The organism is Flavobacteriales bacterium (assembly GCA_013214975.1).
GTDB lineage: Bacteria > Bacteroidota > Bacteroidia > DT-38 > DT-38 > DT-38.
This window is the reverse complement of sequence record JABSPR010000431.1, coordinates 1-12,326: the sequence shown is the minus strand read 5'-3', so window position 1 is coordinate 12,326 and position 12,326 is coordinate 1. Positions and strand designations below refer to the sequence as shown.

13 protein-coding genes are annotated in these 12,326 nt (G+C 34.1%); 8 read left to right on the top strand and 5 right to left on the bottom strand.

Annotation, left to right across the window (positions count from 1 at the left end):
• Positions 1-299 (top strand): T9SS type A sorting domain-containing protein (locus tag HRT72_13430; GenBank protein ID NQY68710.1); only part of this gene is annotated, 299 nt, incomplete at its 5' end.
• Between the two features lie 255 nt (positions 300-554).
• Here HRT72_13430 and HRT72_13425 read toward each other — a convergent pair.
• Positions 555-797: a hypothetical protein gene (locus tag HRT72_13425; GenBank protein ID NQY68709.1), complete on the bottom strand. Its 243-nt coding sequence runs from the start codon at positions 795-797 to the stop codon at positions 555-557.
• Positions 798-914: 117 nt separating this feature from the next.
• A complete protein-coding gene (locus HRT72_13420; GenBank protein ID NQY68708.1) occupies positions 915-1,190 on the bottom strand; it encodes a hypothetical protein in 276 nt (91 codons plus the stop codon).
• 175 nt (positions 1,191-1,365) lie between these two features.
• Here HRT72_13420 and HRT72_13415 point away from each other — a divergent pair, with 175 nt between their 5' ends.
• The 4 genes from HRT72_13415 to HRT72_13400 all read left to right on the top strand — a co-directional run bounded on the left by HRT72_13415 (position 1,366) and on the right by HRT72_13400 (position 5,455).
• The gene (locus HRT72_13415) at positions 1,366-2,649 is read left to right on the top strand and encodes a hypothetical protein (protein NQY68707.1); all 1,284 of its coding nucleotides are present in this window, start codon (positions 1,366-1,368) and stop codon (positions 2,647-2,649) included.
• A 70-nt stretch (positions 2,650-2,719) separates the two neighbouring features.
• Entirely contained in the window at positions 2,720-3,643 is a 924-nt protein-coding gene (locus HRT72_13410; GenBank protein ID NQY68706.1) for a polysaccharide deacetylase family protein, read from the top strand.
• On the top strand, positions 3,640-4,413 hold the full coding sequence (locus tag HRT72_13405; GenBank protein ID NQY68705.1) for a class I SAM-dependent methyltransferase: 774 nt from the start codon (positions 3,640-3,642) through the stop codon (positions 4,411-4,413). The genes HRT72_13410 and HRT72_13405 overlap by 4 nt, the downstream gene beginning before the upstream one ends.
• A 4-nt stretch (positions 4,414-4,417) precedes the next feature.
• Positions 4,418-5,455 (top strand): peptidoglycan bridge formation glycyltransferase FemA/FemB family protein, encoded by a 1,038-nt coding sequence (locus HRT72_13400; protein NQY68704.1) that lies wholly within the window; start codon positions 4,418-4,420, stop codon positions 5,453-5,455.
• A 15-nt stretch (positions 5,456-5,470) separates the two neighbouring features.
• Here the strand turns inward: HRT72_13400 and HRT72_13395 are convergent, their stop codons facing one another.
• On the bottom strand, positions 5,471-6,556 hold the full coding sequence (locus HRT72_13395) for an NAD(P)-binding protein (GenBank protein NQY68703.1): 1,086 nt from the start codon (positions 6,554-6,556) through the stop codon (positions 5,471-5,473).
• Positions 6,557-6,660: 104 nt separating this feature from the next.
• On the opposite strand from HRT72_13395, the gene HRT72_13390 reads away from it, so the two are divergent.
• On the top strand, positions 6,661-7,440 hold the full coding sequence (locus tag HRT72_13390) for a tRNA pseudouridine(38-40) synthase TruA (protein ID NQY68702.1): 780 nt from the start codon (positions 6,661-6,663) through the stop codon (positions 7,438-7,440).
• 2 nt (positions 7,441-7,442) lie between these two features.
• Here HRT72_13390 and HRT72_13385 read toward each other — a convergent pair whose 3' ends face one another.
• Entirely contained in the window at positions 7,443-9,173 is a 1,731-nt protein-coding gene (locus HRT72_13385) for a response regulator (protein NQY68701.1), read from the bottom strand.
• Positions 9,174-9,333: 160 nt separating this feature from the next.
• Here HRT72_13385 and HRT72_13380 point away from each other — a divergent pair, with 160 nt between their 5' ends.
• Both HRT72_13380 and HRT72_13375 read left to right on the top strand, forming a co-directional pair.
• The gene (locus HRT72_13380; GenBank protein NQY68700.1) at positions 9,334-10,068 is read left to right on the top strand and encodes a methyltransferase; all 735 of its coding nucleotides are present in this window, start codon (positions 9,334-9,336) and stop codon (positions 10,066-10,068) included.
• A gap of 41 nt (positions 10,069-10,109) precedes the next feature.
• Complete coding sequence (locus tag HRT72_13375) at positions 10,110-10,823, top strand: methyltransferase (GenBank protein ID NQY68699.1); 714 nt, start codon at positions 10,110-10,112, stop codon at positions 10,821-10,823.
• A 54-nt stretch (positions 10,824-10,877) separates the two neighbouring features.
• On the opposite strand, the gene HRT72_13370 is transcribed toward HRT72_13375, so the two are convergent.
• A complete protein-coding gene (locus HRT72_13370) occupies positions 10,878-12,143 on the bottom strand; it encodes a Glu/Leu/Phe/Val dehydrogenase (GenBank protein ID NQY68698.1) in 1,266 nt (421 codons plus the stop codon).
• Positions 12,144-12,326: the final 183 nt, after the last annotated feature.

Here is a 12,326-nt window from a genome sequence, read left to right as displayed (position 1 = left end):
TTACAGATAATGATCTTTGTACTGCTGTTCGAGAAGTTGTAATACCTTGTCCGGAACCGGAACCGGAATCAATAGAAATAGTTGAAACGTCTGTGTATGCAGATGCATTAGGTAATTTGCAAGTGGTAAGTCCTTTCGAAGTGGAAAGTATTGTAGTCTATTCGACGGATGGGAAAATTTATTTTCAAGGATTGCCAGAAAATAATAATATAGATATGTCTGGGACAGATAATGGTTTGTTCGTCGTACGAATCAAAACAACAGACGATACTAAAACAAAGAAGGTAGTAGTGGATTAGTAATTACTCGGCAGTAGCGCATTTGTGCATTTTTATACTGTCGAAGATTTCTCTATAGGCCTCGTAGTATGTTTTTTCGTTTCTAGTGGCCATGCTTTTTTCGTTGCCCATTTTAATTGCTTTCTCTATGTTTAAACAAAGATTGAAGATTTTATCACAATTATTATCGGCCTCCTGAAATAGCTTTACTACTTCATCGAAGTATACACTTCTATATTGCTTGTTAAATTGATTTCTTAACTCGGCATCAGGCCCTTATACAGGATCCAATAAAACTTTATATCTCTGAATGTGGTAGGTGATCATCAAAGACCATAACTCACTTTCTTTAGGATGTGTTTTGATTATTGGGCTAAGTTTATCAATTGCTTTGTACAACTCACCCTTTTCATAAAGCTTTTTAACTTTTGATAATTCTTTTTGACTGTGTCCATCCATATTTCCGATAACGGAAAGAGTCGATAGGAGAATTGATATTGTAAGGATTAAATATTTCATTGTATTCTTATTAAGTCTATTAAGAGAGTGGATTATCTGCAAAAGTAATATTATTGATGACCTTAGACTCTTATATACTTCATTGCGTGTTTTCAGTTCGGTTTAATTTATTTCGAGTTACTGTGTAGCAATTAGATGTAATATTAGTCCAGTTATGCAGAAGGGGATAATCGACATTTGAATCCAGAAAATGTATTTATATCTGGACTTGATATTCACATCATTTTCTATCGAAATTAGTTTCCAGAAATTACTATACTCAGTCCAATCGATACGCCAATTTTCAACTCGTACTCCTTTAGATTTTAATATCACGTACATTTTAATCCTGTGATATAGACCGATGCCAATACAGATAAGAATAAATACAATTGGGATACCTATTAATTCCATATAAATTGAGGTTGCTTTCAGTTGTTCGGATATAATACCCCGCCAAGGCAAGGAAACCCTAATTGATGCTAACAATAATGCTAATAGGGAATTAGATAGGCTATGAGTTTTACGTGGTATATAATATGATTATGCCTTATTGTCTGTATTGAATCGTTTAGTTACCTTTCGTCTTATGCATAAAGTGCTTATCGTTAGCTATTTTTTTCCACCGAGTGATATCACAGGAGGGTTTCGAGTTTACTCTTGGGCAAAACATCTTAATACTTTTGGAATATTCCCAGTTGTAGTAACGCGGCAATGGGCGACGAATTCTTCATTGACTATAGAACACAATAAATACGATAACTATGAAGTCTATGCTTGTCCTTATCATGAAAACTTACGCGATAGAATTTATAGTAACTCTAGTTTAAATCGAATAAGGTTTCTTGGAAAAGTTTTAACGGGATTGGAAATGGTATTGCAGAATTTTTTTATAGATGTAATGCCATATAAAAATCTGTATTATGAGAGTCTGAAAATTTTAAAAAAAGACTCATCTATCAAATCAATAGTTGTTTCGGCTAAACCTTTCTCGTTATTTAAGATTGGACATATGCTTCATAATAATACCGGAGTACCGTGGATCGCCGATTATAGAGATGATTGGAGTACAAGTCAATGGTATAACCTTGCCGATGAGAAGGATTTGTATGCGAACAATATGATTTTAAGGAAGTTGGAAAAGAGAAGTGAGAAGAAATGGCTATCCAATGTTGCTTGTATTACAACTGTTTCCGACTTCTATGCAAAACGCTTAAGTAGTTTTTTGAGTAAACCTTCTTATACAGTTATGAATGGTTTTGAGGAGGAGGACTTTGTTCCGTACGAAGAAGTTAAATTGTTTGAAGAATTTACAATTACCTATAATGGTACGCTATATCACTCCCAAAAGATTGAACCATTTTTAGAGGCAATTAAAGAAGTAATCGAGCATTATGGAGAACGTGTAAAAATTAAATTGCTTTTCCCCGGACTCGATGTGAACCCAAATCATGGAGATCGGGTACGCGCAGTTTTTCGAGGCTATGAATCTAATTTTACAATTTCTGAAAGAATTACTAAAAAGGAAGTGGTGCAAATTCAACAAAAGTCTCACATGTTATTAATGATTGCTCATCAAGGAATAAAAGGAGTAGCATCGAGTAAAATCTTTGACTACTTGGGTGCCAGAAAACCAATTGTATTGTTTGAAGGTGATAATGATGTATTGGAGGAAATTGTTCTTTCCGCAAATGCTGGGTATGTTTGGAAAACAAGAGAAGAGGTGAAATTAGGACTTATAAAAACCGTAGATGAATATTTAGTAAATAGTTCAGTTGGTATGTCTATTATAGAATCGGAACGGCTAAAATACACACGAGAATCGCAGGTCGAAAAATTGGCAGAAGTAATAAAAAAAGTTAACCAGATATAAATACAATGTTTGCTTTGGTATGAAAGCTATTCTGTTTCAAATATTATTCTTTTTAAGGTTTCACAGATGGATGCATCAACGAATTTCAATCCGAGATGAAGGTGTGATTCTGTGTTTTCATCGGATTTCTGACCATAAAGACTTAATGTCCCCACCCCTTAAAGTGGAAGTATTTGAAAGTATAATTAGTTATCTCTCAAAGTATTTTGAGATTTGCGATACTAAGAATTTCTTTGAAAATTCAAGTTCAGGTAAGCTTAAGGTGTTAATAACCTTCGATGATGGTTATAAAGACTTTATTCAAAATGCTCTGCCAATATTGAAGAAGTACAATGCGCCGGCTGTGCATCATGTAATTGTTGATGCAGTCAATAAAGAGTCAGTAGTTTGGACAGAGGAACTGAATTCGATTATTAATACTTTGTTTACTCAGAAAGAATTTGGCATCTACACATTTGGCCAAATGCAATTGGATATTTCCGGAAATAGGAATGCCACATACGATTCTGGAATGAAAGTGTATAATACGCTTATGCACGAGTCGAAGGATTTAAGAATGGATGCTATTAATATTTTGAAGGAAAAGGTGGATTATCAATCTGCTAAAGAGGAAATGATGGATTGGGAGGATCTTCGGACATGTTTGGAGAATAACGTTGAGATAGGTTCTCATTCGATGTCTCATGATATTCTTACATCTATTGATGATGTGAATATTTTACGGAACGAATTGAAAAGTTCGAAAGAAGCTATTGAAAACAACCTAAAATATACGGTTAACTGCTTTGCTTTCCCCAACGGTAAACATAGCAGTGCAATCGACAAAATGGCCATAGAGGCTGGATATGATTTTGTTTTTTCGACAGAAGAAAGATATTGTAATCTAAAATTCGAGAAAGAAGTGTTACCACGAATCTCTATTTATCATAATAGTAAATATGAAAGTATTTTTAAACTTTATAATTTACATAGATTCGTAAAAAACTTGACGTGAAAAAAAACGAAGGCCAATACAATCAATTGAAAGTGATTGAGGAGTATGGTAAGCAGAGTTATATTCTTGAACCAGAAAAAGTTATTTTTTCAAAAGTAACAGAATCGGGTTTAAGTGAGAAGATGGTTGATATAGGAATCGGTACAGGACGAACAGTTCCTTATATAGCCAAATATTTCAGTAAATATATTGGTGTCGATTATGCAGAAGAAATGATTAATTTCTGTAAAAAGAAGTTCGTTGATTTGGAGAATTGCATGTTTCAAGATGGTGATGCAAGAGATATGAAATTTATTGAATCTGATTCAATTGATTTTAGTTTCTTTAGTTTCAATGGAATAGATTGTGTGAGATATGAGGATAGGGCAGAGGTATTTAAGGAGATTATTCGAATCGCAAAGCCTGGGTCATATTTTGCCTTTTCTAGTCATAATTTTTACAACTTGCCCAAATTATTTAGTTATCAAATACCAAAGAATCCGCTGAAATGGAGAAGGGAATATATTAGATATAGGGGAGTGCACAAGCATAATGATTATCAAAAATTAATTAATTCAATTGGCTATGTGTCTGTAATCGATGGAGATAATAATAATTTCGATTTTGAATATGTTTACATTAAGCCTGAATTCCAAATAGAGAATTTGATAGAAGCAGGATTTAGTAACATTGAAGCTTTTAATTTAAAAGGAGATAAAGTAGATGTGATAGGAGATTGGCAACAGGGAAATGATCCTTGGATTCATTTTTTATGCTCAGTGAAAAAATAGCGGTATGATATCCTATAAGTACGCTAATTCCCTTTCAAAAGAAGAAGAAAGTGATGTTATTACTTTTTTCAACACGGTTAATCATATATCAATAAGTCAGCATCCACTTTGGGCAAAGTGCATAGAGCGTAATAAAGAACTTGGTTATTTTCTATTTTATATAAATAGAAAACTTGTAGGGTATTGTATATGTACAGAGAAGTTACGTTTCGCAAACATACACATGGGGCCAATTGTTTCAAAAAATGAATTGCTCGTAGAATTAATAGAAATAATTTACAAGCATTATAGAAAGTTGAACTTTGGGCTGCTTAACATTCAATTAGGTATGTTAGACACTGAGGAGGTTAAAGCTTATACAGATAGTGTTCGAAAAAAAATTAATTATTCGACATCAAACGGTATACTTAATTGGAGTTCTGTACGAATTAATATTTTAAGTAACCAAGAAGATATCGTTAAATCGTTTTCTACGAACCATAAGAGATCAATAAAGAAAGCTATCGGTAATGGGTTGACTACGAGAAAGTTGATGGAAATGGAGGATGTGGTCCAGTTTTCTGAGCTTTATGAAAGTCTATATGCGCATCGGAAATTAATCTCACCCTTGGCAGATTCAACCGCTCAATTTCACGAATTGTACCAGCTTTTGAAGAATGAAAATAGAGGGTTTATTCTTGGTGTGTTGAATGAGAACGAATTGCTGATTGGAGGAGTATGTATTGTTTATCAAGGAAATACGGCATTCTATTCTTATGGGGCATCTTTACCAGAATATAGGAAGCTTCCTATTTTACATCTCGCATTTCATGAAGTAATTGGCTTGGCAAAAAAGGATGGAATGGATTTTCTAGACTTAGGAGGATACAGCAATAGGGCGGCTGACGATGATCAACTCAAAGGAATCAATCGATTTAAAGATGGCTTTAATGGTGAGAAACTAAATTATCCCAAGGTGTTAATATTTAAGCCAAAAAAGATGTTGGGCTACTTATTATCAGCCCTTAGGAAACTAAATTCTTCTTGGAATAGAAGGAGATAATATGTTCAATTGTATTTATAATTGAGTTTTCCATCTGTCAATTTGCTTCGCTAAACTTGGAATTAAATTATTGCTTTCCAGAAAAACTAGATTAGGATTGGTTTTAATGCTTAGGTCGTTCACTACTTCATTTGATTGACCATTATAGTTATATGTCCTAATGAAGTGATTCTTAGCCAAAGTTCCTTTGGGTAGAACTTCCCATTGAATTAATGTTCGTAAAGCGATATCAACTAATTCAGGTTCTTGATGTTTGTTAAATCCGTCGTAGGTGAGGTCAATACAGTAAAGACGCTTTTTTTCAGCTCTTAATCTAGAGTCAGTATAGGTAATATCAGACACTCGGTATATTACTTTGTCTTTATAAGTTTCAGCATAACTGAGTAATGAAGGATGTTCGCATTTTACAACTAGATAAAGAGAATAACTGGTTCTCGGTTTCAACGAAATTGGAGTTTTTAGCCCGTTGCTTAAGGTAACATTGTTAATATCCAATTTGTTGGTTCCAATTAATGTTTCAAATTTTATTTCACTTCCATACAAAGTAAGCAAGGTATTTGACGATAAATCGATTTGATCGACACTTGTGTTTAGTTCAAATCGTACGTTACAGTTAGTTGCCTTTTCTGCTAGTTTTTGAATGAGTTCTCCGGAACCACCTTCATGGTAATAATATTTTGAAGGGTTTAGAAACTGTTTGAAGAAATCGAACCATAGACTTCTATGAAGCTTGACATTTTCAAAATCGAATAATGAGTTGAATCTAAGGTGGCGCAGACTATAGAATATACTAATAGCATAATATGGGAATGTAAAGCCAAAACCAATAGTTACTGGTTGAGGGGACATTTCAACAACGTTTATTCCTAAAGAGTTAATGAGAAATTCATTAACAGATTTATCTTTTTGCCAAATGTGACTACCTATTTCAATATGATTGGAAAAATTTATTTTTTCAAAACTTTGCCAAGCTCCACCAATTCTTTCTTGTTTTTCAATTACAAGAACAGATTTCCCCAGCTTAGCTTGATACAACGATTCAATTAACATTAAAGGACTTGAACCTATAATTACAATGTCATATTTACTTTGCTTTTGCATATAGTATCTAATTTATAAATTATTAGCAGGCTTGTCTATAAGCATTAGCATTTTAGTTCAATTTTACCTTCATAGGGATGTGAGTTGTAGTATTTTTATATGCTATGGAATTCAAATATCTTATTCATATTCAATATCTAGGATTTCGGTTTCACGGTTGGGCAAAGCAACCCGATCTGAAAACTGTTCATCATATGATCGATAGAACCATCAGTTTTGTTTTTGGTCATCATGAGTTTAAGACTATGGGATCTAGTCGAACGGATGCCATGGTATCTGCAAATAACTCAGCGTTTCAATTGTTTTTAAAAGAGGATATAGACGAATATGGCTTCGTTATTGAGTTAAATAAGTATTTGCCTGCGGATATAAAGGCTACAAAGATTCAGAAAATTGAGGGTGATTTTAATATTATTAATTCGGCACGTGTAAAGGAGTATACTTATTTCTTTGCTCAAGGAGAAAAATTTAATCCATTAGCCGCTTCTTTGGTTACGTTGCTTCCTTTTGATTTGAATATAGATCTAATGAGAGAAGGGGCTGCGATTTTCAGAGGTCAGCATAATTTTAGAAAGTATTGTACAAAGGCCAAAGAAGGAAAGTTGTTCGAAAGAGAAGTATTAGAGAGCAGAATTGAGGAAAATACAATACTAACTGCTAATTTTTTTCCAGAGAAGAGTTTTGTCTATCATGTACATGCAAAGGGCTTTATGCGAAACCAAGTTCGTTTAATGATGGGGCAACTGATATTATTGGGTAAAGAAGAAATTAGTTTAGATTATTTGAAATCAACGCTAAATCCAACAGACAATGAACCGTTGGATTATATAGCCTCCGCCTCTGGATTGATGTTGAACAAGATTCATTTCTTAGATATTGAATAATGTTAAATAGGCTTCCATTTCGCTAGAACACGTGCTAATAGAGAGGTATTAACAGGCTTCGGTATGTAATCATTAAAACCTTTTTCTAAATACTCTTCTTTGTCACCAGGCATCGCATTTGCTGTTAATGCAATAATAGGACATTTTATGTTTTTTTCTCTAAGGGCTTCTAAGGTCTGGATGCCATTTAGGTTAGGCATTTGTATATCCATTAAAATCACGTCAAAATTGTTGTTTAAGGCTAATTCAATGGCTTCTTTTCCTGAAGAAGCAGACGAGCAATTGCATTCTAGATTTTCGAGCATGAGCTCAGCTACGGTGAGGTTAACTTCCATGTCGTCTACGATAAGAACTTTAAGATAAGATACGTCCACATTGCGAGACTTCTTCATAACTTCTTTTTCAGCCCTTCCAATCTTACATTTTATTGTAAACCAAAAAGTGCTTCCGTATCCTTCATCACTTTCAACTCCTATTTTCCCATTAAGTAATTCGGCAATTTGCTGGCATATTGCTAAACCTAAACCAGTTCCCTTATGCGCTTTTGTTGAAGATGCATCTACTTGTTTAAATTTCTCGAATAACGTTTCTAATTCTAATTTTGGAATTCCAATACCATGATCTATAATAGAGAATTTGATATGTAAGTCATCTTGATCGATATCAATTACCTCTAATTCCATTCTTATTTCTCCATCTGAAGAAAACTTAATAGCATTCATAATTAGATTGGATAAAACTTGCTTTAGCCGTGTTTCATCCGAAATAATGTAATTGGGGAAGGTATTCTTAAAGTGGGATGTGATTGTTATGTTCTTCTCTTGGGCTACACCAAAGAATAATCCTTCAATATCAGAAACTAGTTTTTTAATATTAAGATTGGAACTAATTATGTCTGGGCTACTACTTGAAAGCTTTGAGAAATCAAGAATGTCGTTAATAATTTCTAAGAGCTGATTTGATGATGAGGATAGTATGTTGAAATAGTCTTGCTCTTTTTTATCCAATTTTAATTTCTTCTGGAGTATGTTTAGCATTCCAATTATGCCATTCAATGGAGTTCTGATTTCGTGACTCATATTACTTAAAAACTCATCTTTTAATAAGGCTAGTTTTTCGGAGTCAGATACTTTTTGATTCATTTCAATATTATCCTCCTTGAGCTCTAATGCATTAATAAGAAGTACATTATTCTGTTTTCCCATGCTTGCTATTGCTGCAAGAAAAATAATTCCGCTTGTTGCAATCGTATTGCTAAGTTCAAAATCTGTAAATAGCAGGCTTAAAAAAACAGGCAGACAGGATACCAGGTTGTAAGAGAGGAATAATTTGTAGTGGGCAGCCATAGTTCCAATAGATCCAATACACAAACCTGCAACGAGAAAGCAAACTAATATAGCGTCGATAATATTATTTGGCATCATCAACGACCAGTATCCTCCCCATAATAGAGCATTTAATAAGGTGCCAATAAATATATACTTTTCGTATTGTTTCAAGCCTTCGGATGTTATGTTTTTGTTTTTTTTGAAGTGAAAAAAAAGAATGCTTCTAAGGATCATTAATGCGATAAGTGAAATATACCATGGAAGTATCGACAAGAAATCCGCATTGTTGTAAAAAGAGTAGCATAGAAGAGTTGCAAGTGTAACGTTGGCTATGAGCGAAGTAGGAATAGTTGAGAATAGGTGTTCTATTCTTTTCCTATAAATATGTTCTTTGTTAATATTCACCTCTTTCTATTATATTCGAGCAATATAGGGATACGAATTACATCTTATTGAGTTTCATTATTTTCTGGCATTTATTGTCGTTTTTATCTCTCTTCTTGTTTTAGTTTATCCAGAATGTTATATATAGAATATAGACTGATTTCTTAACTTCACATTGGTTATGGAAGAAATTGAATTTAATGAAGATGATTTAATTGGGGGTGCAACTCTGGATGCAATCTCTGATGCCAATCTGTTTAATGAATGGATGTATGAAACCATTAAGCCACACTGTGGAGGGAAAGTACTAGAGATTGGTAGTGGAATTGGTAATATTTCTGAGTTTTTCATTAAAGATAAATTTCCATTAATGCTCACGGATATCCGAGATACTTATTGTTCTACGTTGGAGAATAAATTTGAAAAAAACGAGTATTTTCTGGGATCGAAAAAAATGGATTTAACCGATCCTGAATTCGAATCTAAATTTCACGATGAAATTGGACAATACGATACTGTATTTGCGTTGAATGTGGTGGAGCATATTAAGGATCATACGTTAGCTCTTGAGAATTGTCGCCTATTATTAAGAAATGGTGGGAAGCTGATAATTTTGGTGCCATCTTACCAATGGTTATTTAACGATTTTGATCATGGATTAGGGCATTATCGTAGGTATACTAAAAGCTCGTTATCAAAAGTTTTTAAATCGAATCAATTTCAAATGATTCATAAGCAGTACTTCAATTTTATAGGAATCGCTGGGTGGTTTGTTTCAGGCTCAGTTTTGAGAAAGAAGGTTATTCCAGTCGGACAAATGAAACTGTATAATGCGTTGGTTCCTATTTTTAAAATCATTGACAAGGTTATTTTTAATCAAGTTGGATTATCGACAATAATTGTTGGTAAGAAATAATTGTGTGAAGAATAATATTATTTCTAGTTAGTAGATATAGCGTGAAACCATTTGCTTTCAAAGAGTTTACAGTGCATCATGATAGATGCGCCATGAAGGTTGGTACCGATGGAGTACTAATTGGTGCATGGGCCAAATTAGACAATCCGTTACGTGTGTTGGACATTGGTGCCGGAACAGGTCTTGTTTCTTTAATGATGGCACAGCGACATCCTAAAGTGGTTATTGATGCTGTTGAAATTGATGAGGATGCCTTTAATCAGTGTAAGGAGAATTTTGATCGGTCAAAATGGAAGGGAAGACTGCAAGTCTTTCATGCTCCATTTCAAGAGTTCTATAAAGCTTCCCAGTCTCAATACGATTTAATAATATCTAACCCTCCATTCTTTACTGGAGGTGTCGAAAGTTTGGATGAGAAAAGAAATTTAGCTCGGATATCAAATTCTCTCTCTTTTAATGTTTTAGCAAATGGAGCGGGTAAATTACTGGTAAAAGAGGGTAGGCTAGCGTTGATAATACCAGTTGAATGTGAAGATGAAATCATTGGAAAGATGAAAAATGATGGCCTAATAGTAAATAGAATCACGAGAGTTAGAGGTAGGGAAGGAGTTCCGTTAAAGAGATGTTTAATAGAGTTTGAAAAATCAGAAGAAGATCTTCCAATTTATGCCAATGAGCTTATTATAGAAAAGTCGAGACACGATTATACATCCGACTACATTAAGTTGACCAAGAGTTTTTACTTGAATATGTAAAATAAGAAACCCCCAACTTGAAAAGTTGAGGGTTTGAAATAAGTTGGTTTAATATCAAGGAAATAAACCTCTTTCGATATAAGTATTTTCCAATCGCTTAAGAGCTACAATATATCCGCTTGTTCTCCAATCGGTATTGTATTCATTCGCCATCTCTACAGTTTTCTTAAATGCTACATCCATCTTATCTTCTAGAAGTAATAATACATCTTCGATTTTCCAGTTTTCACTTCTCTTGTTTTGAAGCCATTCGTAGTAACTACCCGTAACACCACCAGAGTTACAAAGAATGTCAGGAATGATGTCGATACCTCTTTTTAAAAGAATCTCTTCTGCTTCAACAACGGTTGGGCCATTAGCAGCTTCCGCTATAAGGGTAGCTTTAATGTCATTCGCATTGTCCACAGTAATTTGGTTACCCAATGCAGCTGGAATAAGAATATCACAATCCAACCCAAAGAAGGTGTCCGATTCGATTTCTTCAGCTCCCGGGAAGCCAGATACATTTCCGTTTCTACCGGCAGAAAACTCAATTAAAGCTTCTACATCAATTCCATTTGCATTAAAGATTGTTCCGCTTGCATCTTGAACAGCAGTTAAAACACATCCCTCTTTATTTAAGAAGTGTGAAGCCCATGAACCAACATTTCCAAAACCTTGAACGATGTACTTAAGTCCTTTTAAGTCTTTTTCTTTATAAGCAGACCAAGACTTGATTGTAGATACAACACCGAATCCGGTTGCTCTATCTCTACCTTCCAAGCCACCTGATCCAACAGGTTTACCAGTTACAACGTGTAAGTTGTTGTGTCTATTTGCTGGCGATTTTGTACAAACATAGGTGTCTGCAATCCATGCCATAATTTGCGAATTTGTGTTTACATCTGGAGCAGGGATATCTAAATCTGGTCCGATATTATCACCTAGAGCGTAAGTAAAACGCCTTGTAATTCTTTCTAATTCTCCTTGAGAATATTTCTTAGGGTCTATTTGAATACCACCTTTTCCGCCACCATATGGTAAGCCAGCTAATGCCGATTTCCAAGTCATCCATGTAGCCAAAGCTCTCGCGGAATCAATATCTAATTTAGGGTGAAATCTTAAACCACCTTTGTAAGGTCCAAGAGCATTGTTATGCTGAACTCTATATCCAGTAAAAAGTTCAATTTTCCCACTATCCATTTTCACCGGAAAGTTTACTACGATTTCGTTACTGCATTTAGCAAGAATAGTTCTAATACCTTCGTTAAGCCCCATTACATCCGCTGCACGGTTAAATTGTTTCTGGACATTTGCGTACAAACCTGTTTTTTTCTCCATACCTATCTTTTTAGTTCAAAGTGCAGCAAAGCTATATTATTATTGTATTTAAAAAGAACTTTTAAGGGGGTAATACTCTTTTTTTTTTTAATGCATAATTCTTGAGTGTGGGTAGGGGGATAGGAGTCGTTGAATACTTCTATTAAAAAGATCTAAATGGGTACTTGTATGTACCTGTAATAC